Annotated in this window: 21 protein-coding genes and 1 tRNA gene; 15 read left to right on the top strand and 7 right to left on the bottom strand. The window is 38.7% G+C overall.

The genetic code is table 11. From position 1 onward, the window contains the following. Positions 1-3 precede the first annotated feature (3 nt). From V3Z67_RS10555 to V3Z67_RS10520, 8 genes are all read left to right on the top strand, one after another. The gene (locus V3Z67_RS10555) at positions 4-1,173 is read left to right on the top strand and encodes an MFS transporter (RefSeq protein ID WP_330443270.1); all 1,170 of its coding nucleotides are present in this window, start codon (positions 4-6) and stop codon (positions 1,171-1,173) included. 124 nt (positions 1,174-1,297) lie between these two features. Continuing rightward, positions 1,298-1,371, top strand: a tRNA-Ile gene (locus V3Z67_RS10550). 339 nt (positions 1,372-1,710) lie between these two features. Further along, the gene (locus V3Z67_RS10545) at positions 1,711-2,286 is read left to right on the top strand and encodes a hypothetical protein (RefSeq protein WP_330443269.1); all 576 of its coding nucleotides are present in this window, start codon (positions 1,711-1,713) and stop codon (positions 2,284-2,286) included. A 3-nt stretch (positions 2,287-2,289) separates the two neighbouring features. Beyond that, entirely contained in the window at positions 2,290-3,360 is a 1,071-nt protein-coding gene (locus tag V3Z67_RS10540; RefSeq protein ID WP_330443268.1) for a DUF262 domain-containing protein, read from the top strand. 252 nt (positions 3,361-3,612) lie between these two features. Next, entirely contained in the window at positions 3,613-4,017 is a 405-nt protein-coding gene (gene mce, locus V3Z67_RS10535) for a methylmalonyl-CoA epimerase (protein WP_330443267.1), read from the top strand. A gap of 53 nt (positions 4,018-4,070) precedes the next feature. Further along, complete coding sequence (gene rbfA / locus V3Z67_RS10530) at positions 4,071-4,463, top strand: 30S ribosome-binding factor RbfA (RefSeq protein ID WP_157484705.1); 393 nt, start codon at positions 4,071-4,073, stop codon at positions 4,461-4,463. 43 nt (positions 4,464-4,506) lie between these two features. Continuing rightward, positions 4,507-5,676, top strand: a complete 1,170-nt coding sequence (locus V3Z67_RS10525) for an ABC transporter permease (protein ID WP_330443266.1) — start codon at positions 4,507-4,509, stop codon at positions 5,674-5,676. 193 nt (positions 5,677-5,869) lie between these two features. Continuing rightward, on the top strand, positions 5,870-7,282 hold the full coding sequence (locus tag V3Z67_RS10520; protein WP_330443265.1) for an MATE family efflux transporter: 1,413 nt from the start codon (positions 5,870-5,872) through the stop codon (positions 7,280-7,282). Between the two features lie 144 nt (positions 7,283-7,426). Here the strand turns inward: V3Z67_RS10520 and V3Z67_RS10515 are convergent, their stop codons facing one another. Both V3Z67_RS10515 and dusB read right to left on the bottom strand, forming a co-directional pair. Continuing rightward, on the bottom strand, positions 7,427-8,506 hold the full coding sequence (locus V3Z67_RS10515) for an FUSC family protein (RefSeq protein ID WP_330443264.1): 1,080 nt from the start codon (positions 8,504-8,506) through the stop codon (positions 7,427-7,429). 2 nt (positions 8,507-8,508) lie between these two features. Next, entirely contained in the window at positions 8,509-9,501 is a 993-nt protein-coding gene (dusB, locus tag V3Z67_RS10510) for a tRNA dihydrouridine synthase DusB (RefSeq protein WP_035133323.1), read from the bottom strand. 576 nt (positions 9,502-10,077) lie between these two features. Between dusB and lepA the strand changes: the two genes are divergently transcribed. The 5 genes from lepA to V3Z67_RS10485 all read left to right on the top strand — a co-directional run bounded on the left by lepA (position 10,078) and on the right by V3Z67_RS10485 (position 16,207). Further along, positions 10,078-11,874, top strand: coding sequence for a translation elongation factor 4 (gene lepA / locus V3Z67_RS10505; protein ID WP_330443263.1), 1,797 nt, complete (start codon positions 10,078-10,080; stop codon positions 11,872-11,874). Positions 11,875-12,018: 144 nt separating this feature from the next. Next, a complete protein-coding gene (locus tag V3Z67_RS10500; RefSeq protein WP_330443262.1) occupies positions 12,019-13,623 on the top strand; it encodes an anti-phage dCTP deaminase in 1,605 nt (534 codons plus the stop codon). A gap of 342 nt (positions 13,624-13,965) precedes the next feature. Then, the gene (locus V3Z67_RS10495; protein ID WP_330443261.1) at positions 13,966-14,406 is read left to right on the top strand and encodes a response regulator; all 441 of its coding nucleotides are present in this window, start codon (positions 13,966-13,968) and stop codon (positions 14,404-14,406) included. A 79-nt stretch (positions 14,407-14,485) separates the two neighbouring features. Then, a complete protein-coding gene (gene thiL / locus V3Z67_RS10490; protein WP_330443260.1) occupies positions 14,486-15,541 on the top strand; it encodes a thiamine-phosphate kinase in 1,056 nt (351 codons plus the stop codon). 117 nt (positions 15,542-15,658) lie between these two features. Beyond that, a complete protein-coding gene (locus V3Z67_RS10485; RefSeq protein WP_330443259.1) occupies positions 15,659-16,207 on the top strand; it encodes a hypothetical protein in 549 nt (182 codons plus the stop codon). A 46-nt stretch (positions 16,208-16,253) separates the two neighbouring features. On the opposite strand, the gene V3Z67_RS10480 is transcribed toward V3Z67_RS10485, so the two are convergent. Further along, positions 16,254-17,798 (bottom strand): glycine--tRNA ligase, encoded by a 1,545-nt coding sequence (locus tag V3Z67_RS10480; RefSeq protein ID WP_330443258.1) that lies wholly within the window; start codon positions 17,796-17,798, stop codon positions 16,254-16,256. A 91-nt stretch (positions 17,799-17,889) separates the two neighbouring features. Between V3Z67_RS10480 and V3Z67_RS10475 the strand changes: the two genes are divergently transcribed. Beyond that, positions 17,890-18,573, top strand: coding sequence for a ComF family protein (locus V3Z67_RS10475; RefSeq protein ID WP_330443257.1), 684 nt, complete (start codon positions 17,890-17,892; stop codon positions 18,571-18,573). A gap of 66 nt (positions 18,574-18,639) precedes the next feature. Further along, complete coding sequence (locus tag V3Z67_RS10470) at positions 18,640-20,292, top strand: Ig-like domain-containing protein (RefSeq protein WP_330443256.1); 1,653 nt, start codon at positions 18,640-18,642, stop codon at positions 20,290-20,292. On the opposite strand, the gene V3Z67_RS10465 is transcribed toward V3Z67_RS10470, so the two are convergent. The 4 genes from V3Z67_RS10465 to V3Z67_RS10450 form a co-directional block, all read right to left on the bottom strand. After that, the gene (locus V3Z67_RS10465; RefSeq protein ID WP_330443255.1) at positions 20,279-21,046 is read right to left on the bottom strand and encodes an amidohydrolase; all 768 of its coding nucleotides are present in this window, start codon (positions 21,044-21,046) and stop codon (positions 20,279-20,281) included. The genes V3Z67_RS10470 and V3Z67_RS10465 overlap by 14 nt on opposite strands. 366 nt (positions 21,047-21,412) lie before the next feature. Continuing rightward, on the bottom strand, positions 21,413-22,828 hold the full coding sequence (locus V3Z67_RS10460; RefSeq protein ID WP_330443254.1) for a glycoside hydrolase family 30 protein: 1,416 nt from the start codon (positions 22,826-22,828) through the stop codon (positions 21,413-21,415). 56 nt (positions 22,829-22,884) lie between these two features. Beyond that, complete coding sequence (locus V3Z67_RS10455) at positions 22,885-24,345, bottom strand: glycoside hydrolase family 30 protein (RefSeq protein ID WP_330443253.1); 1,461 nt, start codon at positions 24,343-24,345, stop codon at positions 22,885-22,887. Between the two features lie 15 nt (positions 24,346-24,360). Beyond that, positions 24,361-25,845 carry a RagB/SusD family nutrient uptake outer membrane protein gene (locus V3Z67_RS10450; protein ID WP_330443252.1) on the bottom strand — a complete coding sequence of 495 codons (1,485 nt, stop codon included), beginning with the start codon at positions 25,843-25,845 and terminating at the stop codon, positions 24,361-24,363. Positions 25,846-25,854 lie beyond the last annotated feature (9 nt).

Below are 25,854 nucleotides of genomic sequence, written 5' to 3'. Positions count from 1 at the left end.
GTTATGAAAAAGAGTCTTTTTGCCTTATTGCTTGGCGGACTAACCATTGGTATTACCGAGTTTGTGATTATGGGGCTATTGCCCGATATCGCTGCCGACCTTAAGGTATCCATACCAAAAGCCGGATATTTAATATCGGCCTACGCACTGGGAGTAGTAATAGGCGCCCCTATTATAGTAATTGCCGGAAGAAACCTCCCTCCCAAAAAAATGCTGCTTATACTGGCGCTAATGCTTGCCGTTTTTAATGCACTTTCCATTTTTGCCCCAAATTATAATATCCTCTTAGCCTCCCGTTTACTGTCAGGACTACCACACGGAGCCTTTTTTGGCGTTGGAGCCGTAGTAGCCAGTAAACTTGCCGATAAGGGTAAGGAAGCACAGTCTATCGCTATTATGTTTTCGGGGTTAACCATTGCCAATGTTGTGGGCGTTCCGTTAGGGACATACATAGGGCAGCACTTTAGCTGGCGCTATACCTTTGTGATTATTGCCGCTATAGGGCTCATTACCTTTTTGGCACTACTATTATGGATGCCACACATGGAAGCCAATAAAGACAACAGGATAAAACACCAGTTAAAATTCTTTAGTAAGCTGAATTCGTGGTTAATAATCCTGCTTACCGCTATTGGTTTTGGCGGACTGTTCAGCTGGATTAGCTACATTGCACCGTTACTTACTAATATTTCAGGATTTGCTGCCGAGAATATTCCGTATATCATGATACTTGCCGGACTGGGTATGGTTGCCGGAAACTTTTTAGGTGGTCGTCTTGCCGATCGCTTCTCTCCTGCCCCAACAGCACTAGCTTTGCTATTGGCAATGACAGGTGTGTTGATAACGGTTTATTTTGGATCGGCTAACCAGTACCTGTCATTAACACTGGTTTTCCTTACCGGATGTATATCATTTGCGCTTATTGCCCCCATACAGATACTAATGATAAAAACTGCCAAGGATGCCGAAATGATAGCTTCGGCCACACTACAGGCCGGGTTTAATATAGGGAATGCCCTTGGTGCGTTTTTAGGAGGTTTACCACTTACCGCAGGTTTTAGTTATGCTTCGCCAAATCTTGTGGGTGCAGCTATGGCTACGGCAGGGATAATTATTATCTTAATTTTAATGAGCCGAACCAAAAACGAAGTACAGGCACAGGCAGCCTGCTAATATTACCGTACAATAAAATTCACATTATCAGGAGGTAAAAAATTTATGACTGGTTTTATAAAATAATCCTGTAAAATTATTTGGTTTGAATTAAAAATAGTAGTAATATTGCAACCTCAAAACTGGTCCTATAGCTCAGTTGGTTAGAGCACCTGACTCATAATCAGGTGGTCCCTGGTTCGAGCCCAGGTGGGACCACCCAGTTTTACAAAACCCTGTAAACAATGTTTACAGGGTTTTTTGTTTCATCAGAGAGAGAAATTATTATTTACACTTAAAATATTTATTGATTTTTAATTATCTTTCAGCTCATAAACTTTAAATCAACAATATGAACACCTTACAAATCAACATTCTTTTAGATTTTGGAAAGACGATAATATCGTACAACTTTCTTAAAAAAACATATTGATATTCTAGAGGTGGTAATTTTGCAACAACTTATTACCTCCGTTTATAAAAAGAAATTTTTATAAATTTTCTTCAAATAAGAAGAAAAGAGACTAGAGAATTATTAAACTAGTATAATAATTTAAAATGACACATGAAGAGTCAATTGAAAAAGGTTTAACTGATAAAAGACCTTACTCAGAAATTATTAGAAAGGTTTATCTTACTTATCCAACTATGGCTTTAGTAGGACAAGAAGAAAAACAATTTTCAATTTTTAATGAGATTAGTGAATTTTTTAAAATACCAATAAGCAGTATTCAAATAGCTGGTTCTGCAAAAACAGGGGTAAGTTTTTATAAAAAAAACAAACCGTTTACGCCGCAAATTTCGGATTTAGATGTAGCAATAATTGATTATAATCTATATAGTTACTATACTGAATTCGTATTTAAATCAACAAAAGCTTATAAAGTAAAAACAGGCTTTAGAATAGGGGATTATGATAAATATATAGGATATATTACAAAAGGGATATTTAGACCTGATTTAATGCCAAGCGGTGAAAAGAGAGCTGAATGGTTTAATTTTTTTGGTAATTTATCAAGGAAACACAATGATTTATTTGGCAATATTAACGCTGGAATTTATATGTCCCAATTATATTTTGAACATAAACAGACTTCAATTATAAGGAGTTATATAGATAACAAAGCAATTTAAAAAATGGTAGATTATAGAGTGCGTTCAGTTTCGTTATTGAATCTAGTAAATGACGTAAGAAAAGGAATACTTATACCTGATGCATATTTTCAAAGAAATTTAGTTTGGCGAGAAATTCATAATAAGGATTTCATTAAAACAATTCTATTAGGTTTTCCTTTTCCCCAGATTTTTATTTCTAAAGGGAAAGTTGATGTGGCTAAAATGACAACTATCTCCTGTATTGTTGATGGTCAACAACGTACAAATGCAATAATGACATTTATAGAAAACGAATTTGATGTTGATGGAAAATATTATAAAGATCTATCTGACGAGGTGCAATCCAGCTTTTTAAAATTTGAAATCGCAGTAATTGAACTTGACCTTGAAAATGATGATGTTAGAGTGCAAGAAATATTTCAAAGAATAAATAGAACATCAAATTCGCTAACAACGATTGAAAAAATGGCATCTGCTTTTTCAACTTCAGAATATATGTTAGTAGCAAAACTTTTAGGCAATCAAATTGATTTAGTAGATAGCCCGGATAATGAAGATTTTAAAGAAGACCCAAACATTCCTAAAGATTTTTTTGTTTGGGCAAGAAAACAGAAAGTCAAGAAGTTTAACCAGCTTCTTACAGGGAAAAATGTATTTACCCCACGTGATATAGCAAAAAAAGCCCATTTAATGCATATATTAAACATCATGTCAACAGTCCTTAGTGGTTTTTTTAATAGAAATGAAAGAACAAATGACTATTTGACTGATTACGCTTTGAATTTTGAAGGCAAAAATGAATTGTTGCAAAAATTAGAAGAAACAGCAGATTATATCTTACGAGCAAAACTAAAGCCTAAGTCATACTGGTATAATAAATCTAATATTTTTTCATTAATAGTTGCTGTAGCAAATAGTTTGGAAGATTTAAAAAGAATTAATCCTGAATTACTCAGAGATAGCCTAGAGAACTTTGAAGCAGATTTACCCGGAGACTATAAATTAGCTGCAACGGAAGCCGTAAACAATAAGAAAGAACGTGAATTAAGAGATAGATATATAAATGATATCATTAGTGATTTAATACTATGATATAACGACATTTAAGATGTTAAAAAGAGTAGTTTGTGTTTTGTTCTACGACTACTCTTTTTTTTAGTATGTTTAAAATGATTTAATATACTTATACTTAGCCTCTCTGACGTTGCTTTTTATACCTTCACCTCATCTTCTTCCAGCATACGCGGCAGGCTTTTTTTGCAGAAGTAGGCATCATGTTTAAAAAGTCGTTATTACCTTTTTCATCTTAAAAGAATATCTTTACCCGCACAAACAAAACACACAATGAGAAAAATAGAACATATAGGCATTGCAGTAAAAGATTTGGAAACTTCAAACCAGCTTTTTGAAAAACTGTTAGGCACACCGGCATACAAAATGGAAGAAGTAGGCAGCGAAGGCGTTAAAACCTCTTTCTTTATGAACGGCCCTAACAAAATAGAGCTTCTTGAAGCCACAAACCCCGATAGTCCTATTGCGAAATTTTTAGAAAAGAAAGGCGAAGGCATTCACCATATCGCTTTTGATGTAGAGAATATTGTTAGCGAAATTGCACGCCTTAAGGAAGAAGGTTTTACCGTACTTAACGAAACCCCTAAAAAAGGTGCCGATAATAAACTGGTTGCTTTTTTACACCCAAAAGGCACAAACGGAGTATTGGTAGAGCTTTGCCAGGAGATAAGAGAATAAGCTGCCTTAAAAAATAACGGCTTTACTTGCAAAACTTTCAGTACTTTTGCATTATGGAAACGAACAGGCAAAAAAAAATAGGCAATCTGTTGCAAAAAGACCTTGTAGACATTTTACAGGGCGAGGTACGTAAAAACGGAATAAGCAACCTTATCATATCTATATCTAAAGTAAGTGTAACCAGCGACCTTTCTATAGCAAAGGTTTACATGAGTGTTTTCCCTTCAGACAAAGGAGAGGAAATACTTGAGGCAGTACGTTCTAACACACCGCTTATTAAACACGACCTTTCTCAGCGTGTTAAATCACAGCTTAGAAAAGTACCGAACCTTATTTTTTATATAGACGATTCATTAGACAGGATAGACCTTATTGACAAAGAGCTTAAAGGCGAAAATAACCCTATTAAAAACCCTGAACTTTTAGACAAACGCAAGAAATCATAATCATAATTTGAGCTTCCCTTTTTACATTGCCCGAAGGTACACCATGACTTTAAGCAAAAGCACTGCGGTTAATATAATTTCCGTAATTGCTGCTGCGGGTATTGTAATAAGTGCGACGGCTCTTTTTGTTATCCTTTCGGTTTTTAGCGGACTCAAAAACTTTAGTCTTTCCTTCACCAATGCTACCGATCCCGACCTTAAAATTACTACCGAAATAGGAAAATCGTTTACGGTTAGCCCGGAACAGGAACAAAAAATAAAATCACTTAAAGGCATTGCCAACTACAGCCATGTGGTGGAAGAACGCGTTCTTTTTTACTTTGACCAAAAAGAACATGTAGCCTACCTTAAGGGAACCGACAGTATTTTCACCCAGGTAAACCCTATGGAAAAGCAACTGCTGGCAGGTTACTGGCTCACTCCCCAAACTTCGCAGTGTGTGGTAGGTATAGGCACGGTTAGCAAACTATCGTTAGGACTGTCCGACTTCGGGCACCGACTGGAAGTGTACGTCCCAACAACAGGAAAAGGCCCTATAGATAATCCTGAAAAAGCATTTAACAAATCGGCTCTCGTACCTGTTGCCATTTACTCCATTAATGACGATGTAGACAGTAAGTATGTATACTGCGACCTTGGTCTTGCTCAGGAATTACTGCAATACAAGCCAAACCAAATATCGGCACTGGAAATAAAACTGGCTCCGGGAGCGCAGGAAGAAACCGTAAAACAGGAACTGCTTACCCTTTTTAACAACAAGGTTGTAATCAAAAACAGGGCACAACTTAACGATTCACTGTACCGCATGCTAAATACCGAAAATCTTGTTACTTACCTCATCTGTTCTCTGGTTGTGGTACTTACATTATTCTGTTTGGCAGGCGCACTTATTATGCTGATTCTGGATAAAAGGGAAAATATAAAAACATTGTTTTGCCTTGGTGTGGATGTTAAGGGACTGCGTAAAATATTCCTGTATCAGGGTATTTTCATTACAGCACTGGGAACCTTTACCGGGCTTATACTGGGAACCATAATTATAGTGCTACAACAGCAGTTTCAGCTCATTACTATCACTCCTACACTACCATTTCCGGTGGAGTATAACATCACTAATATCATAGTGGTATTACTTACACTTTTCACCTTGGGTATACTGGCTTCGAGAATAGCTGCCGGAAGGGTAAATTCAAAATTATTGGAAAATTCATAATTTTTTCACCCTACCATTACATTTTTCATTTATATTTGCTTCTCAAGATCAAAGGAATATGAAGTTAATTGCCGTCTTAGCCTGCTAAGACTACATACCACCGCTAACTTTTTAGAAAGCAAATGAAGTATTAAATCTTTAATGCCGCTCTTTGTTTGTATTATTCTTTATAACATTTTTATTTTACGATATAATGACACAGCAGTCAAAATTAGGCAACGCGTATTCACGCTTTTATGCCTTATTACAACAATCCCTTAAGGGAGAAAATATCGATTTCACTACGGGCAGTATTCGCAGGGGCGTACTATTACTGGCCATCCCTATGATGCTTGAAATGATGATGGAGTCGGTTTTTGCACTGGTAGACCTATACTTTGTGGGACATCTTGAAAACAGCAGTTTCGCCGTACAGACAGTAGGTTTAACCGAATCGGTACTAACCGTAATCTACTCTATCGCTATAGGCATGAGTATGGCTGCCACAGCAGTAGTAGCAAGGCGTATAGGAGAAAAAAATCCTGAAGCAGCCTCAAGAGCCGGTATGCAAGCCATAGTGGTAGCCGTTGCGGTTAACCTTTTGATAGCCGTATTCGGATTTGTTTTTGCTACCGATATACTGGTATGGATGGGATCGTCAATGGAATCGGCCATTTACGGAACCGCCTTCGTACAGATTATGATGGGAGGTAGTTTTATAATCATGCTTCTTTTCCTTTTCAACGGTATTTTCCGTGGTGCAGGTAATGCTGCGATAGCGATGAAAAGCCTTTGGATAGCCAACATCTGTAATATTATACTATGCCCTATATTCATTAACGTATTGGACTTCGGATTAACCGGAGCTGCCATTGCCACAACCATAGGCCGTAGCGTAGGGGTACTTTACCAGCTATACAACCTGTTTAACGGCAAAGGCGCTCTAAAGGTAGCCTTATCCTATTTTGTTCCGGATATGGAGCAGATTAGAAACCTTGTAAAAATTGCCGCTCCGGGAGTATTGCAGTTTGTAATTGCATCGTGCAGCTGGATATTTTTAGCCCAACTGGTAGCCACCACCGGAGGTGATGAAGGATCGGCAGGCTATCAGAGTGCATTACGCATTATGATGTTCTTTATGTTACCCGCATGGGGGCTTAGTGGTGCAGCAGCAACACTGGTAGGTCAAAATCTGGGTGCGCAACGGGTAGAAAGGGCAGAAAAATCAGTACTGATAACAGCACGTTTCAATGCCTTCTATATGGGAATCATTATGATTATTACCCTTTTGGCAGCCGATAGCTTTATGTGGTTTTTTACCAATAACAGCCACGTACACGACATTGCCGTAAAAGCAATAATGATATTGAGTTCGGGATATGTGTTTTACGGGATAGGAATGGTACTTATCAATGCCTTTAACGGATCGGGTGATACAAAAACACCAACATGGGTAAACTTTTTCGGCTTCTGGATATTACAGATTCCTTTAGCCTATCTGTTGGCCAAACATTTCAACATGGGGCCTACGGGTGTATTTATTGCCATACCGATAGCCGAAACCGCCATGACCATAGCCAGTATGATATTGTTCAGGAAAGGTAAATGGAAAAAAGTACAGGTATAAAATAAAAAGGTTGTCTCAAAAGTAATTATCAACTACAACCTGTCATTTTGACGAAAGGAAAAATCTTAAAACTTTAATTACATGAGATTCTTCATTCCGCTACGTTACATTCAGAATGACACTTTTGAGACAATCTTTTGTTATTTATTGGGTTCTGAATTTCGTTTTTTCAAAAACAAAGAAAACCAGCAGTGCGATAACAATCCCTATGAGCGTATCGAGCACCCTAGCCTGTATGGTAGCTGCCATATCTACATTATGCCCTATAGATGCTATAGTAAGCGCAAGCGGCGTAATGAACATAAGTGCGAGTCCGTAATTACGCATCACCACTACCTCAATACCAAACTGAAGTACCAGCACGGTTAATACCAGCCCTAACTCCTGCGGATTGATTAACAGTATTATTCCGTAAAGCAATACACCCAGTATTGAGCCTATCATCCTGTGTACTGATTTGATGATCGTAAGTCTAACCGAAGGCCCAGCCTGTAAAACCGCTATTACCGGAAGTACCATCCAGTAAATACGTTCTTCCTTAAACACCCAGGCCATTAAAACCGCCAGGGTAACTCCGGTTACTATACGCAGGGTTATGGCTTTTGAAACCTCATCAAACTTTAATCCCGAAAATATCTCGTTGAATTTCCTACCGTTATGTTCGGGCTTCCTGAATTTTTTAAAGAAAAGCGGAAACACAATTACCACATATCCTGCAAATGCGCCAAGCCCAACAAGCAACGGATACATAATACTGCTTAAATGCTGTACCTCAGGCGCAGAAGACGAAGCTATTTTTCCGGTTACCGCCGCTACCAAAACCATCATTAATGGTCCCGGAGAACCAAGCCGCCAGCCTATCATAAACACGCAACCAATTATAGTTACCAGTACAATGCACAGCATTTTGAGCCATACATCGGCAGCCATATAAGCACCCAGCAGGGAGGAAAAAGTAATCGCCAAAATAACTGCAGGAAGTACTACTGCCCTTTCTTTTCTTTTCAGTTGCGGGCAGTGCAACGCGGTAAGTCCGCCAAGGGAAGAAATAAAGCCAAGGGTTAAATGTCCCGAAAAATAAAAGGCAAGCAAAGGTACCCCCATAGCAATGGCAGCCTCAAGGCCAACTCCCCATCGCCACGGATTATCGTTTAACGCTACAACCTCTTTAAAATTCTTTCGGGCTTTTACCGCTGTTCGTTTGTTTTGAAGAGAGGCAGCCACGATTATACCATTTTATAATCGGCAAACTTATCAAGTACCTCATCAAATACGGCATACACATCTTCAGGCTTGTCGTTAGACACCATTCGCTGCCTGTATTCCTTAAATCCGTGAATACCTTTAAAGTAATTAGTATAATGTCTGCGGGTTTCAAACACCCCTACGCGCTCCCCTTTCCAGTCAATAGACCATTTTAAGTGGTTGCGGGCTGCTTCCACACGGTCTTCAACAGTTGGTTCCGGCAAGTGCTCTCCCGTTTTGAAGTAATGTTTTATCTGGTTAAAAATCCACGGATACCCAATAGCCGCACGGCCTATCATGATACCGTCAAGTCCGTATTCGTTTCTGTATTTAAGCGCCTTTTCAGGGCTATCAATATCACCATTCCCAAAAATAGGGATATGGATTCGCGGATTGTTTTTCACTTTTGCAATAGGAGCCCAGTCGGCCTCCCCTTTATACATTTGTGCACGGGTACGTCCGTGTATTGTTAAAGCCTTAATACCTACATCCTGTAACCTTTCGGCCACCTCATAAATATTAATGGAATCATCGTCCCAACCCAATCGGGTTTTAACGGTAACCGGAAGATGGGTACTGTTTACCACAGCTTTGGTAAGGCGAACCATCAGGTCGATATCTTTAAGTACACCTGCCCCGGCACCTTTACATACCACTTTTTTTACAGGACACCCAAAGTTAATATCTACTATATCAGGATTTACTGTCTCCACAATTTTGGCACTCATAGCCATCGCCTCTTCATCACCCCCGAATATCTGAATCCCTATCGGCCTTTCATAATCAAATATATCCAGCTTCTGGCGGCTTTTTATCGCATCACGTATAAGTCCCTCCGAAGAGATAAATTCACTATACATAAGGTCGGCCCCATGTTGCTTACACAATCTGCGGAAAGGAGGATCACTCACATCTTCCATTGGCGCCAGCAACAGCGGAAATTCAGGTAGTTCTATATTACCAATCTTAACCATCTTCTTCATTTTGTGCAAAATTACAACATTTTGGCGATATGAAATAAAACCGCATAAGCAATCCCTATAACAGTATAGAAAATTCGAATAACAAGTCCTTTTACACTACCTGTATGGCTCTTTATATTTGCACTACCCAAAATTACCTACTCGTTTAGATATACACAGTCCCCACTGTACCTTTTGCAAACAGTATGTATTACACATATTTTTTTGCCGGCCATGCCTACCACACATGCGCCGGCTTTTTATTTTTTTCTGCTTTTTAAAACCATACTCTTTTCTTTCTCGTATACATTCATGTGAAATGAATGTATTTTTTAGGAATCCTGATGATGGATATGCCTCCATCCGTTAAATAGCGGATTAAAAACAGGATTCATTTCATTCGTGATCCCCCTATTTCCCGCAGCACATATTCTATTAGATATGTGCTGCTTTTTTATTTATACAACCCGCTTTGCAACTTGCTAACTTTGACTATATTTGCCGATTAATTTACTACCTTTACTAGTAGCCGCATGATATTACACAAATACGGGCAACAGAGGTAAGTTAAACTGATACTGAACGAAGATGAAGAACATTAGGAACTTTTGTATTATTGCCCACATTGACCACGGTAAAAGCACCCTGGCCGACAGGCTGTTAGACGCCACCCAAACTGTAACTGCGCGCGAGCAGCAGGCACAGCTACTGGACAATATGGACCTTGAACGTGAGAGGGGTATTACAATTAAGAGCCACGCCATACAAATGGACTACATGTACAATGGCGAGAAATATACCCTTAACCTTATTGATACTCCGGGCCACGTAGACTTCTCTTATGAGGTATCCCGTTCTATCGCAGCCTGCGAAGGAGCACTTCTTATTGTAGATGCTGCACAAAGCATACAGGCACAAACCATCTCTAACCTATACCTTGCACTGGAAAATGACCTTGAGATCATACCGGTACTTAACAAGATAGACTTACCGAGTGCAAACCCGGAAGAGGTAAGCGATGATATTGTAGATCTTTTAGGCTGTAGACTTGAAGACATTATCCCTGCCAGCGGTAAAACCGGACTTGGGGTAGATAAGATATTAGAAGCTATTATTGAACGTATACCGGCTCCGAAAGGAGATCCGGAAGAGCCTTTACAGGCACTTATATTCGACTCGGTTTATAACCCTTTCCGTGGTATTGAAGTTATATTCAGGGTAATTAACGGTTCGATTACCAAAGGACAAAAAGTTAAGTTTATGGCTACCGGCAAAGAGTATTTTGCCGATGAGATTGGTACGCTTAAACTAAACCAGGTCCCTAAACAGGAAATAAAAACAGGCGACGTGGGTTATCTTATTTCCGGTATTAAGGAAGCAAGAGAGGTAAAAGTGGGTGATACCATTACCGATGCCAAAACGCCAACACAAAATATGATTGCCGGTTTCGAAAACGTAAAACCGATGGTATTTGCGGGTATTTATCCTGTGGATACCGAAGATTACGAAGAGCTTAGAAACTCAATGGAAAAGCTTCAGTTAAATGATGCTTCCCTTGTTTTTGCTCCTGAGAGTTCGGCAGCACTTGGTTTTGGTTTCCGATGCGGATTCCTTGGAATGCTGCACATGGAGATTATCCAGGAGCGTTTAGAGCGTGAATTTGACATGACGGTAATTACTACTGTACCTAACGTATCATACCACGCCTATACTAAAAAAGAACCGGAAAAGGTTCTTATAGTAAATAACCCGTCTGACTTGCCGGAACCTTCAAAACTTGACCGTGTAGAGGAACCTTACATTAAGGCTACCATTATTACCAAAAGTGACTTTGTAGGAAACGTAATGAGCCTTTGTATTGAAAAGCGTGGTTTGATTACAAACCAAACATATCTTACTACAGAGCGTGTGGAGCTTACTTTTGATATGCCACTTGCCGAGATTGTATTTGACTTTTATGACAGGCTTAAAACCGTATCTAAAGGATATGCCTCGTTTGACTACCACCCTATAGGTATGCGTGCCTCTAAACTGGTTCGTCTTGACGTACTGCTTAACGCACAGCCTGTAGATGCGCTTTCGGCACTTATCCACGAGGATAATGCTTACAACATTGGCAAGAAAATGTGTGAAAAGCTTAAGGAACTTATACCACGTCAGCAGTTTGATATTCCTATTCAGGCAGCCATAGGGGTTAAGGTAATATCGAGAGAAACCGTAAAAGCCCTACGTAAAGACGTAACGGCAAAATGTTATGGTGGTGATATTTCGCGTAAGCGTAAACTTCTTGAAAAACAGAAAAAAGGTAAAAAACGTATGCGCCAGGTAGGTAACGTGGAGATTCCGCAGGAAGCTTTCATGGCAGTACTTAAACTGAACGACTAGTACTAAGTATTGAGTACAAAGTATTAAGATAAAGAAACCCGGTGCAGATGTGCCGGGTTTTTTGTTTATTTAACATTAAAAATAAAAAATACCTATATATTTAACAATTTATTATATTTGACTATCAACATGTAATATATAATAATGGAAGCCGCAAAAACAAACCACACCCAAAACACTCAAGAAGACAAAAACATTTCAAAAGACAAAAATACCTCAACAAGGGTTAAAGAAACTTTTACTGAAGAGATAGTACTTGGAATATGCTCACAAATTGGATCAAAAAAAAAGCTAGTTCTTGATGAAATTGAAAATTACCTCAAAGAATTTGATTATTCAGTACAAAAAATCAAATTAAGCGATTTTTTTGAAAGTGAAATACAAAAAAAACATATTCAAAATGGTAAAACAGAAAACTTCTCAAAACTTGCACAAAAGATCGAAACTGGTAATAATCTAAGAAATGAAAATGGCACTGATTATTTAGCCAATCTGGCTATCACAAAAATTGCTTCACAGAAAAAAAACAAATTTTCAGTTACTGGAGAAGAAGATATAACAAACATTAAATCTCAAAGAATATGTTATATTATTGACTCCATAAAACACATGGATGAGTTAAACACCTTTAAAGACATCTATAAGGACATTTTTTACCTTATGAGTATTTACACTCCAAAAGAAGAAAGAGTAACTAATCTATCTATCCCTAATCTAAGTCAAAAAGAAGCTGAAGACCTTATTGATAAAGATCAACATGAAGAAATACCAAATGGACAACAAGTAAGAGAAGTATTTGTTAATGCAGATTTCTTTTTTAGAGTGGATAAAAACACAGAAAGTGAAGTTAAAAATAAGGTAAAAAGATATATTAATTTAATTTTTGGAAGTGACATTGAAACCCCAACAATAGAAGAAAGAGCAATGTATGAAGCAAAATCAGCTTCAGTTAATTCAGCATGCTTATCTAGACAAGTTGGCGCATCAATAATATGCAAAGAAGGCAGTCTAATTTCAACTGGTTGGAATGATGTACCTAAATTTGGGGGAAATTTATACACCTGTGAAAGCAAAAATGACAAAAGATGCTTTGTTTTAGGATATTGTTCTAATGATAATAACAAGCTAGATTTAATGAATTATATCACTAATGAATTCAAAAATAAACTTGATCTAAATAAAATATTCCCCACAGAAACAAAAATTGAACCAGATAAAAATTTTGTAGTTAAGGAAAACTTAGCTACATTTATAAAAGATATCTTAGAAGATTCAGGCATAAAAAGCCTAATTGAATTCTCAAGATCTGTACATGCAGAAATGCATGCTATAATTAATGCTGGACACTTAAACGGAAATAAAATAAAAGGAGGAACTCTATTTTGTACAACGTATCCATGTCATAATTGTGCAAGACATATTATTGCAGCAGGTATAGAAAAAGTATATTATATTGAGCCTTACATAAAAAGTAAAGCTCCTCAGTTACACGATGATTCTATTACTGAAAAAGAAAATATAAAAAACAAAGTACAATTATTAGTCTTTGACGGCGTTTCTCCTAGAAGATATCTTACCTTTTTTAACCAAAACAGAGAAAGAAAAAAGTCAGGAAAGAGCCTTTTCAAAAATATAAAGAAGAAAGATTTAAGTCCAATTAATAATATATCTTTGCAAGCCCTTTTTTATTTAGAAACACAAGCTGCAAAAAGAATAACAGATCGAAAAGAAAATGAAACAAAAGCCTGAAGAAGAAACTAAAATTATTAGGCTTGAATGTACAGAGCAAAAAAGCCTGGTAAGACTTTCTGAATTTAATGATGAAATTATTAAATGTAATTCAGAGAACGAGAACCTTTCACCTATTATTAATCTCAGACAATTTGAGATTAATAAGATGGTAAACGAAATATCATCTTTATTTCAAAAAGATTAAAACAAAGCCTACTAGTATCTTAAAAAAGAGATACTAGTTTTTTTTTAGCCCATCCTTCACTAAACTTTATGACACTTTTATGTTAGCAAAACCCTAATGTTTGAGGCTTTACCGCGCAACACCCCTATTTTTGCAGCGTAAATAAGCATTACATTATGAAAAAAGACGGCCCCATAGTTATAATTGAGGATGATGATGACGATCAGTTTATTTTTGGTGAGGTTCTAAAAAAATTAAATCTCCCCAACGAGATCATTTTTATAAACGACAGTACCAAAGCCATTCCCTTTTTAAAACAGGAACACATTCATCCCTTTTTGGTCATATCAGATATTAATATGCCAAAAATGAACGGCCTTGAACTTTGCGACGAAATAAGAAAAGACATTTCCTTATCTCAAAAAACAAAACCTTTTGTCTTTTTTACTACTATGGGAAGCGCTTATCCAATTGAGGAAGCCTTTAAACGCGATATACAGGGATACTTTTTCAAAACGCCTGACTACAAACAACTAACAGAAAACCTCAAGGAGATAATCGACTTTTGGCAAAATGTGGATGATGCCGAAAACCACGATACCGAATTAAGCGCCTAAACCAAAACAGACTTCTAAGCAACTTCTTGAACTTTTAACGTTCTAAATCGTAACTTTGCACCTTTAGAACCTAAAAGAAATGATTGAAGATAAAAACCAACAGCGCACTGATTTAGGTCAGCTTGGCGAATTTGGCCTTATAGAGCACTTAACACAAAATATAGAGATAAAACACCCTTCTACCCTTACCGGTATTGGCGACGATGCTGCTGTACTTGATTTTAAGGATAAAAAAACGGTTATCTCTACCGATTTGCTTGTTGAGGGTGTACACTTTGACCTGGGGTATGTTCCGTTAAAACATCTGGGCTATAAAGCCGTGGTAGTAAATGTGAGTGACATTTGCGCCATGAATGCAAAGCCTACACAAATCACGGTTTCCATAGCGGTATCTAACCGTTTCCCGGTGGAGGCGTTAGACGAACTGTATGAGGGTATTAAGCTTGCTGCAAAAATATATGATGTAGACATTATAGGTGGCGATACTACCTCATCCCAAAAAGGTATGATTTTAAGCATTACCGCTATTGGCGAAGCAGATACCGATGAACTGGTATACCGCAACGGTGCAAACGATAACGACCTTCTTGTGGTTACAGGCGATGTAGGTTCGGCTTATATGGGGCTACAGGTACTGGAAAGAGAGAAAGAGGTATTTAAGGTAAACCCTAACAACCAACCCGATTTAGACGCTTATACCTACCTTATAGAACGTCAGCTAAAGCCGGAAGCCCGTAAGGACATCAAAGAGCTTTTAAAAGTGCTTGAAATTCAGCCTACGGCTATGATTGATATTTCCGACGGACTGTCGTCTGAGATTATTCATATTTCTAAAGCCAGCGGTGTGGGCTGTAATCTGTATGAAGAGAAAATCCCAATAGATCCTCAGTTCATTAACGTATGTGAAGAGTTCAATATTGACAGCACCACGGTAGCTATAAACGGGGGCGAGGATTATGAGCTGCTATTCACCATAAAACAAAGTGATTACGACAAGATAAAGGGCAACCCTAACTTTACGGTTATTGGGCACATGACCCCCGAAAGCGAAGGCACACATCTTATTACCCGTGCCAACACTAAAATTCCGCTTAAAGCCAGAGGCTGGAATGCTCTTTCAGAAAATAAAGAATAACAATCTAAAAGTCCGATTATTAGTATCGGACTTTTTCATTCATTTAAACTACTAATAATAAGCTCTTCCTTTTTTATTTTAAATAATATTTTAGTTTTGTTTAAAAAACAAAAACAAATGAAAAAGATTACCTTACTATTAGCATTAATTATTGGGGTTTCAAGTTATGCTCAGGAAGAAGAAACTTCTGCAGTAAACAAAAAACACGAAGTAAAACTTGGCGGAATTAAATTATTAGCAGGTGCTATTGCCGAAGGCACCTATGAATATGTTCAAAGTAAAGATTTCTCCTTTGGAGCATCAGTACTTTATAATTTTGACCAGGATAATGATTATCCGGAAGACTTTTCAATAACACCTTTTGCACGTTTTTATTTTCAGGAGTCAAAAGAATATGGAGCAAAAGGCTTTTTTGTAGAAGGCTTTGGAAAATATGTTATGGGACACTCTTATGAAACTACCTATAACCCTAACGCAGGTTATTCATACACCCGAAAAGAAGACTTTAATGTTGGTGCTGCTGGACTGGCTTTAGGTAAAAAATGGATTAACAAGACTGGCTTTGTACTGGAGCTACTTGTAGGTGCAGGCAGAACCCTTGGCGGAAATGAGTATGCTCCTGATGCTTTTTTTAGAGGAGACCTAAATATCGGATATCGTTTTTAAAAATAACAGTATAAAAGAAAAGGCTCCCGATTGGGAGCCTTTTCTTTTATTTCATTTTCATGAGCCAGTTTCTTACCGAAACCTCCTCATTGATAATACCTCTTAATTCTGATATCTTCACCCTGTCCTGCTTCATAGTATCGCGGTGACGGATGGTTACTGTTTGATCTTCCAGTGTTTGGTGATCTACCGTAATACAGAACGGAGTACCAAGGGCATCCTGTCTTCTGTAACGACGGCCTACAGCATCTTTCTCATCATAAGCCACGTTGAAGTCCCACTTAAGATCTTCAATAATTTCGCGGGCCACATCTGGCAGTCCGTCTTTCTTAACTAACGGAAGTACAGCTGCCTTAGTAGGTGCCAGCACAGCCGGAAGGCTAAGTACGGTACGGGTTGAACCATCTTCCAGTGTTTCCTCTTTTAATGAGCTTGAGAATACCGCCAGGAACATCCTGTCAAGACCAACAGAAGTTTCTACCACATACGGCACATAATTTTCGTTCAGTTCGTTATCGAAGAACTGTAGTTTTTTGCCCGAGAACTTTTCGTGAGCCTTAAGGTCAAAATCAGTTCTTGAGTGAATCCCTTCAAGCTCCTTGAAACCAAATGGAAAATCAAATTCAATATCGGCAGCAGCATTAGCATAGTGAGCCAGTTTCTCATGATCGTGGAAACGGTATTTCTCCTCACCTAATCCAAGTGACTTATGCCATTTTAGTCTTGTTTCTTTCCAGAACTCGTACCATTTCAGTTCCTCACCTGGGCGAACAAAGTACTGCATCTCCATTTGTTCAAACTCCCTCATACGGAAAATAAACTGCCTTGCCACAATCTCATTACGGAAAGCTTTACCGGTTTGGGCAATACCAAAAGGCACTTTCATCCTACCGGTTTTCTGTACGTTAAGGAAGTTAACAAAAATACCCTGTGCCGTTTCCGGGCGCAGGTATAAGTCCATTGCACTTGCAGCCTCAGCTCCCAGTTTAGTACCAAACATAAGGTTAAACTGGCGCACCTCTGTCCAGTTTTTAGAACCGGTTTCAGGGTCGGCAATACCAAGCTCCTCGATAAGCGCTTTTACATCGGCAAGGTTTTCGGTCTCCAAGCTATGAGCCATACGTTTAAGGATAGCATCTTTCTTTTCAAGATAATCCTTAGTACGTGCATTGGTAGCCTTAAATTCCTCTTCGTTAAAAGCATCCCCATAACGGGCTTTAGCCTTATCGATTTCCTTTTGTGCTTTTTGGTTTAATTTTTCGGCATAGTCCTCAATAAGAACGTCTGCTCTGTATCTTTTTTTGGAATCCTTGTTATCAATCAAAGGGTCGTTAAAAGCATCAACGTGACCCGATGCCTTCCATGTGGTTGGGTGCATAAATATCGACGCATCAATACCTACAATGTTTTCATGCATTTGCACCATTGATTTCCACCAGTATTCCCTAATGTTCTTTTTCAGTTCGGCACCGTTCTGTCCGTAGTCATACACAGCGCTTAATCCATCATATATTTCGCTTGACGGAAATATGTATCCGTACTCCTTAGCATGCGAAATTACATTCTTAAAAATATCTTCCTGTTTTGCCATGGTGCAAAAATATAAAAAGCGATTGTATATATAAACGCCCTCTTTTATTATCTTTAGCCTAAATCAAAAATATTTTTTTGTTAACCACACCATGTTCAAAAGTTTAGTCAACTTATTATACCCCAAAACCTGTAATGGTTGCAATAATAACCTACTGGAAAACGAAACCGTTTTATGTACCGCATGCCGTCATCACTTACCTTACACACGGCACTGGCTCAATAAGGAAAATGAAACCTATAACAAATTTTACGGCAGGCTTCCGCTAGAACATGCTTCGTCCTTACTTTATTTCCATAAAGAAGGTATAGTACAGCAGCTTATACATAACCTTAAATACAGGGGGCATGAGGAAATAGGTAAGCTTTCGGGCGAATTATACATGGCTCACCTGCTAAATACAGAAGCATTACAATCGGTTACCGATGTAATTCCTGTACCGTTGCACAAAAAACGATTAAAAGAGCGCGGGTATAATCAGGTTACCGAATTTGGGAAAGCATTAGCAAACGGACTGAATGCTAATTACAATAACGCACTGTTACTTCGAAAAAGCTACACCAAAACACAAACCAAAAAAGGACTTACAGACAGGGCTGAGATTACCCGTTCGGCTTTTGACGTTAACCCCACCGAAGCCGACAGGAACAAACATTTTTTACTTATTGACGATGTAATAACCACAGGTGCCACGCTGGAAGCCTGCGGCAAAGCACTGTTAAAAATTCCGGAATCAAAGTTGAGTATCGTAACTATAGCCTATGCACACACTTAAATTTTACAAAAACATTTTATTTACACTAAATATAATTGTTATTTTGTGCTGTTAAAGGGACTTCGTATGCGCAATACTAAATTTATCATATATCTATCGGCAGTTGTATTATTTGCTTCGCTTTTATCATTAAACAGCTGTGCTAAAAGGGGAACCATATCGGGCGGACCTAAAGACACCATCCCTCCGGTGTTAGTGTACAGTACGCCAAATAATATGAAGACTGATTTTACAGGTAAGGAGATACAGATAAACTTTAGCGAATACATTAAAATTAAGGATATAAACAAACAGCTTATTATATCTCCACCCATGAAAAACAACCCTGACATTACCCCTATGGGAAGTGCCAGCAAGTTTATTCGCATCAAAATAAAAGATACCCTGCAGGAAAACACTACCTACAGTTTTAACTTCGGGCAGAGTATTACCGATAATAACGAAGGTAACCCATACTCACAGTTCAAATTTATTTTCTCTACAGGACCTTATATTGACTCGCTTATGCTAAGAGGCAATATTAAAGATGCCTTTGAGAAAAAGCCCGACAACTTTGTTACTGTAATGCTGTATGAGGCTAATGAAACTTTTAACGATTCTACCGTATATAAAGAAAAACCACGCTATGTAACCAACACACTGGACAGCATGGTAAACTACAACCTTGAAAACCTTAAGGAAGGTAAATACTACCTTTTTGCCTTAAAGGACAACAATAACAACTATAAGTACGACCCAAAGTCAGATAAAATTGCCTTTTTTGAAGAGCCTATAAGTATCCCTAACGATACGCTTTATGAGCTAACCCTTTTCTCTGAAAAAAGAGAGTTTAAAGCTTTAAAACCTATGCAGGCATCATCTAACCGTTACTTTGCAGGATATGAAGGTGATGCTAAAGATGTAACTGTAGAAGTTAAAAATGCCGCTACGCAGGAGCTTATAAAAACACTTGTTACTAAAGTACCTGAAAAAGATTCACTGCAAATATGGACTCCTAGAGACATTAATAGTGTAGCAGATTCGTTATTAATCTCAGTTAAGAAACTAGATTCTATAAAAGAGTTTGTAGTAAAACCTAAGGAAATGAAGGCAATTGACTCATTAGGAGTTTCTGCCATACAAAAAGGAACAATACACTTTAGGGATACTTTTGCTATATATACCAGCACTCCTATTGTAGATATTGACACTACCAAAATTTCGCTTATCAATAAAGACTCCATAGCAGTTCCTTTCAAGACCTCTTATGATGCTATGAAGCAAAACCTGAAAATTGACTTTACAAAAGAAGAAAGCCAAAAGTACAGCTTTACCCTGTTACCCGGTGCAATTAAAGATTTCTATGAAAAAGAGAATGACACTCTTAATTACACCGTAACAACCAAGTTGTATTCTAACTATGGTAACCTGCGCCTTAAAATTGCTAATGCAAGGCGTTTTCCTTTAATACTGGAAGTTCTTGATTCAAAAGAAAAAATAATAGGCACCAGTTATATTGAAAACGAGTCGCAAACCGAAATGGCGTTTGATAACATTCCCGCCGATATGTATTCGTTAAGGGTTATTTATGACGACAACAAAAACCGCAAGTGGGATTCGGGCAATTACCTTGAAAAACTACAGCCGGAGGAGGTACACTACTTCCTTGAAGGAACCAAACCTAAAGAAATTAACGTAAGGGAAAGCTGGGATGTAATGGAAACCTTTACACTACCATAATAAAACGATCCCTATCGTTTAAAAAACCGAATTTTTTGCGGGCTTCCAGCATAGCGTCCCTGTTTAGTGACAGGGTGATTACGTGTTCATTTCTATCTGCTTTGACAAGCTCATTTCCAAAACAATCCAACACCTGAGAGTGCCCTGGGTAGTTGTGCCCGTTCTCATCTATACCGCAACGGTTTACACCTGCCGTATAACACATATTCTCTATCGCTCTTGCCTTTAAAAGTGCATCCCATGCCTGTACCCTTGGCGTAGGCCAGTTTGCCACATACAACAGTAAATCATAATCTTCCAGATTACGCGAAAAAGCAGGAAATCTCAAATCATAACACACCAACGGACAGATTTTCCAGCCTTTATATTCCACTATAAGTTTTTCATCCCCCTGTGTATAGGCCTTGTCTTCGCCCGCTAGGGTAAACAGGTGACGCTTATCATAGGTTTGTATTTTACCGTCTGGGTGCACAAAAACAAGTCGGTTATAATACCCTTCCCCATCTTTTATTACAAGGCTGCCAGTTATAGCACATCCCTTTTGTATAGCCATAGCTTTTAACCACTGTACCGTTTCTCCATCCATTGTTTCGGCAACAGGTACGGGTTTCATGGTAAAGCCTGTAGCAAACATTTCAGGCAATATAATAAGGTCGGTTTCTTCCTCAATCCCATTTATTAAACGGGTAAAGTTTTGCCTGTTTGCTTCGTGATCTTCCCATTTAAGGGCGGTTTGTATAAGGGATATTTTCATTACATGTGTATTTTGATTAAAAGTACAAATACAACAGTACACCTGCAACTATAAAACAAAAGAGCCGCGCTAAAAGCACGGCTCAGTAACTAACCTAAACATAAACTATACTTTAATAAAAAAGTCATTTAAGACCATAACAGCACCATAATCGCCAGTCGTAACGATTTCCACAACATTACGCCGAAAGCTCTGGCTCATAAGTACCGGTATAAAAGTTATGTTTTACTCTTTATCTAAAAAAGGTTTAGCGCACACCTGTACTGTAAAATAGATTGCGGACAGCTTTTATTCCCTTTTGCCGTTAGGCCATCACAAAAAACTCAATGTTTAAAGGGATAAATTATGTGTCGCTAAACCTTGTTTTTATTGTAATACAAGAGTTGCTATCGCTCCTCCCTTTAAGGTAACAACAGCGTTTTTCTCTCCTGCATTTACTTTTACTGTTTTATCTTCTTTTGAAGTATTTTGTACAATAACCACCACATTACCGTTTGGCGTTTGGTAAGCCACGTTTGGCAGTCCGTCTGCCATATTAGAATCTACCCTTACACTACCCGGGCGCACAAACTTAGAGGCATGTGCTATAATGTAGTAAGCAGGCTCTCTTGTAACCTCGTCTCCGGTTATGGTTACCGCACCAAGGCAACGGTCACACCCTCCCCTGTCGGTATGCGGTAGTTGGTTCTCATCGGCAGCAAGGTTCCATTCTAACACGGTTTTACACCAGTTTCTTGGCGCACCTATTATAAGGTTCTCTGTATGCCATGTAAGCTCTTTTGCAAAGTCGCCCGGAGCTCCTACCCATTGCTCGGTAAAGTATAAATTCTTATTTGGATGCGCATCATGAACCTGAGAAACTGCATCGATAGTACCGCCATACAAATGGAAAGCAGAACCATCTACATACTTAGCAGCCTCTGGGTCATCAAGAATGGTAATAGGATAGTCCGGACGGTCAGCATTATGATCGTAAACTATTATCTTGGTTTTAATATTGTTCTTCTCAAATTCAGGCCCTAAATGGTCTCTCACTAATTCCTTTTGTGCCTCTGCCGGCATTAAAAGGCTAGGATTATTACCCGGGTGCAAAGGTTCGTTCTGTACGGTAACAGCATCAATGGTAATACCGTTTGCCTTCATTTCCTGTATGTACTTCACAAAGTATTTTGCGTAAGCAGGATAAAATTCAGGTTTAAGGCTACCGCCACGTGTATCGCCGTTATCCTTCATCCATACCGGTGGCGACCACGGCGAACCTAATATTTTTATATCAGGGTTTATTTTTAATATTTGCTGTAATACCGGTATAAGGTATTGCTTATCATAGCCAAGGTCAAACTTCTCCATGTTCTCATCGGTCTCCCCTTCCGGAAGATCGTTGTAAGAGAAGAGTTTCTCATCAAGATCTGAAGCACCTATACTTATCCTTATGTAGCTTACACCAATATCACCTTTGCCGGTGCCATATAGTTCCTGTAATAACTTCTCTCTTGCCGAAGCCGACATATTGGTTATGTGCTTGGCACTACCTCCGGTAAGCGTATAACCAAAACCGTCCATTTCCTGATAGGTTTTGGAAGTATCTATTGTTATTACGGTTTGATTTTCTGTTTCTTTAACTAAAAAGTTCTCCTGCTTTTCAAAAGCAACCGACTTGTCTGGCATGGTTAGCCACAGTTCGGCTTCGTTCTTTTTTTCTGCCGTTCTGCATCCTGCCAACATAGCAAGACTTAAAAGCGGCAAAGCAATCTTTTTCAGTGAGGTATTTTTTTTATGCATAATGTTTAAAAGCACCCTTAGGCCCTGTTACTGTAAATGTTTGATAAATGCGGTTTTTATTGCCATACTATAGTCGCTACCGAATTAGCTTCTACCGTATAATTTATTTTAGTATCCCCTACTATAACCGATATGTTTCTTGTAATATCACCGGCATTAAGTACCACAAGTACTTTAGAACCGTCGGTATTCACAAAAGCTACATTTTTAAGGTTAAGGGAATTATCAAACTCGGATGAGTTGACACGTTTTGCACCCGGCCTTACAAATTTTGAAAAATGGGCAAGACTGTAGTACTCAACATTTTTAGTTACCTGTCCGCCCGAACTTACGGTTACCACACCACGGCAATCTGTACAGCCTCCATTTACAGGGCCATGATTACTGTTTAGGGCAAGATTCCAAAGCAATACGTTTTTAGACCAGTTTTTAGTGGTGCCTATAAAAATATTACTCATATTCCAGTTAAGGTTTGAGGTAAAATCAGTACTCCATTCGCCTCCCGAAACCTCGGTAAAATAAAGATTCTTATTTGGGAAGGCTGCATGTACCTGATTCATTGCCGATACATCTCCGGCATAAGCATGAAAAGCCGAACCGTCTATGTACTGGCTGGCCTGCTCATCGCCCAATACCGTTATAGGATAAGACGGCTGATCGAAATTATGATCGTATGCTATAATTTTTGTATTTAATCCTGCTTCCTGAAATTTAGGACCAAGACTGTTTTTAATAAAAGTAGCCTGCTCTACAGCAGTCATTCCCATAGTAGGGTATCCTGTAGTTTCATGCAATGGTTCATTTTGAGGAGTAACCGCAGCGATATTAATACCGTGGTTTGCATAAGCATTTATATACTTCACAAAATAATCGGCATAAGTATCATACCATTGCGGATCAAGGCTACCACCTCCCAAGCTACCCGAATCCTTCATCCAGGCCGGGGCACTCCACGGACTGGAAAGTATTTTAATATCGGGAGCATAACTTAGTATAGACTGCAATACAGGAATAACATGTGCTTCATCTTCCGCTATGGAAAACTGTTCCAGGTTTGGATCAGTACTTCCGGCAGGAAGATCGTTATATGTAAAATCTTCCAGCGAAAAATCAGACGCTCCTATGGTTAACCTAAGATAGCTAAGCCCGATTCCTTCATCAGTACTAAAAAGATTTTTTAGTAAAGCTTCCTTTTCCAGAGCTCCCATCTGGCTTATTACATAGGCTGATGAACCTGTTAATGCGGCTCCGAAACCGTCAATTTCCTGATACTGCTGTGAGAAATCAACAGAAACTGACGGATAATCGGTCGCATTGTTATCATAAATAGCTACTGAAGACTGCTGGCTTAATAACTTAGTCTTGTTCCCTGTGGTTACCCAAACATCGGCACTGCCTATAACATTTCCGTTATTTTGGGACGGTGGTGATGGCGGTGGGGTTGTTCCTCCGTCTTCACTGCTCGAACATGACAAAAACATACAGGCTAAGCCAAAAAACCAAAGCAATTTCTTCATGATACTATTTTATTCTTAATTATACCCTTCGTTTTGAACAAGGTTAGGATTTCTGTTTATTTCCTGTTGTGGTATTGGAAGGTAAGCCTCAAATGCCTGCATATTATAGTTTACCGGCTGGCCATCTCTTAAATCAATATCCTCAACATTGTTCATTACTTCTACCACAACACCATTTCTCACAAGATCATCCCAACGGTGCGCTTCCTGAGCAAGCTCAAGCCTTCTTTCCTTCAGGATTACCTGTTTCATAACTGCTGTAGAAGCCATTTGCTCTGTAGTCAAATCAGGAAGGTTTACCCTTTCCCTTACTTTATTTACTTCTGTAGCAGCTGCAGCAATATCACCAAGGGCATTGTGTGCCTCTGCTTTTAAAAGGATAATATCTGCAAGACGAAGTAGGTAAACATGGTCAGAACTTGCCCAACCCATAGCATTTTTCCACTTGTATGCAAAAGGAATAGAGCTACCTGTAGCATTACCCCAGTACTCGTCTACCCAGCTTACTTCTTCAAAAAGGATGGTTGCATTTTTACGAATCTCGTCACCTTCAGAATCAAAAGCATCAACTAAATCGTGAGATGGCGTTACAAATTTTCTCCATGTATCACCACTAACAGATGGTGGTAGGTGCATTTGCGGAGCCCATGTACCTTCGTTACCTCCTAAGTACTGTATTTCAAGTATCGATTCCATGTTATTGTAGTGGCTACCGTCAAACAATTCGCTATAACTACCCATAAGATTGTAACCTGCCGGGCTTGTAAGCACCATGTTTGCGTAGCTTATTACCTGACCATAATCAGGGTTTGGCTTTTGAGCATAAGCTTTGGCAAGCAAAGCATATGCAGCACCTTTTGTAGCACGTGCCTTGTTTGTACTTGGATCATCACCATAAGTATCGGGCAGCATAGATGCAGCTGTTTCAAGATCAGTAATGATTTGTGCATATACCTCTTCAGCTGTGTTACGCGGCTGTCTTGTTACTGATGGATCGGCAGAATTTACCGGAGCCGTAATAAGAGGCACACCTCCAAATAATCTTGCAAGCGTATAGTAATGGTAAGCCCTTAAAAAGTAAGCTTCTCCCATTACCTGCTCTCTTCTTTCCTCTGTAATTTGCTGAGATACACCCGGAGTTTGCTCCAATACCACATTAGCTTTTGCAATCGCATTGTATATCGCAGCCCATGCATTAAAAACCCTTCCGTTTGCCGTTTCTATATTGATAGCATCTATCTGGAAAACCTCAGGATTATCGCCACCTGCATAGTGGTTGTCTGAACGCACATCTGAAAACAGGATATGATCCCAAACATAGTAATCGTTACCCTGAAAAGATTCATACACACCTGTTAGAGCTGCCTCAATCTGGTCGCCTGATGTGTAGGCATTGTCTTTAATAGACTGCGATATCGGGGTATCGTCCAGTCCGTCTTCACAGGCAGTTAATAAAAAACCTGCCAGTAAAAGTGAAAAAACTATTTTTTTATTTCTCATAATCATGCT

The sequence above is a fragment of the Flavobacterium sp. C4GT6 genome (genome assembly GCF_036347315.1).
GTDB lineage: Bacteria > Bacteroidota > Bacteroidia > Flavobacteriales > Flavobacteriaceae > Flavobacterium.
Note: the sequence above shows the minus strand (reverse complement) of the source record. Positions and strands in the feature narration are given on the sequence as shown.

Coding starts and splice junctions, on each gene's coding strand:
- lepA (WP_330443263.1), top strand. CDS start 10,078: ATGAAGAACATTAGGAACTTTTGTATTATTGCCCACATTGACCACGGT.
- V3Z67_RS10495 (WP_330443261.1), top strand. CDS start 13,966: ATGAAAAAAGACGGCCCCATAGTTATAATTGAGGATGATGATGACGAT.
- V3Z67_RS10450 (WP_330443252.1), bottom strand. CDS start 25,845: ATGAGAAATAAAAAAATAGTTTTTTCACTTTTACTGGCAGGTTTTTTA.
- thiL (WP_330443260.1), top strand. CDS start 14,486: ATGATTGAAGATAAAAACCAACAGCGCACTGATTTAGGTCAGCTTGGC.
- rbfA (WP_157484705.1), top strand. CDS start 4,071: ATGGAAACGAACAGGCAAAAAAAAATAGGCAATCTGTTGCAAAAAGAC.
- mce (WP_330443267.1), top strand. CDS start 3,613: ATGAGAAAAATAGAACATATAGGCATTGCAGTAAAAGATTTGGAAACT.
- V3Z67_RS10520 (WP_330443265.1), top strand. CDS start 5,870: ATGACACAGCAGTCAAAATTAGGCAACGCGTATTCACGCTTTTATGCC.
- V3Z67_RS10485 (WP_330443259.1), top strand. CDS start 15,659: ATGAAAAAGATTACCTTACTATTAGCATTAATTATTGGGGTTTCAAGT.
- V3Z67_RS10465 (WP_330443255.1), bottom strand. CDS start 21,046: ATGAAAATATCCCTTATACAAACCGCCCTTAAATGGGAAGATCACGAA.
- V3Z67_RS10460 (WP_330443254.1), bottom strand. CDS start 22,828: ATGCATAAAAAAAATACCTCACTGAAAAAGATTGCTTTGCCGCTTTTA.
- V3Z67_RS10555 (WP_330443270.1), top strand. CDS start 4: ATGAAAAAGAGTCTTTTTGCCTTATTGCTTGGCGGACTAACCATTGGT.
- V3Z67_RS10540 (WP_330443268.1), top strand. CDS start 2,290: ATGGTAGATTATAGAGTGCGTTCAGTTTCGTTATTGAATCTAGTAAAT.
- V3Z67_RS10545 (WP_330443269.1), top strand. CDS start 1,711: ATGACACATGAAGAGTCAATTGAAAAAGGTTTAACTGATAAAAGACCT.
- V3Z67_RS10500 (WP_330443262.1), top strand. CDS start 12,019: ATGGAAGCCGCAAAAACAAACCACACCCAAAACACTCAAGAAGACAAA.
- V3Z67_RS10455 (WP_330443253.1), bottom strand. CDS start 24,345: ATGAAGAAATTGCTTTGGTTTTTTGGCTTAGCCTGTATGTTTTTGTCA.
- V3Z67_RS10480 (WP_330443258.1), bottom strand. CDS start 17,798: ATGGCAAAACAGGAAGATATTTTTAAGAATGTAATTTCGCATGCTAAG.
- V3Z67_RS10475 (WP_330443257.1), top strand. CDS start 17,890: ATGTTCAAAAGTTTAGTCAACTTATTATACCCCAAAACCTGTAATGGT.
- V3Z67_RS10525 (WP_330443266.1), top strand. CDS start 4,507: ATGACTTTAAGCAAAAGCACTGCGGTTAATATAATTTCCGTAATTGCT.
- V3Z67_RS10470 (WP_330443256.1), top strand. CDS start 18,640: ATGCGCAATACTAAATTTATCATATATCTATCGGCAGTTGTATTATTT.
- dusB (WP_035133323.1), bottom strand. CDS start 9,501: ATGGTTAAGATTGGTAATATAGAACTACCTGAATTTCCGCTGTTGCTG.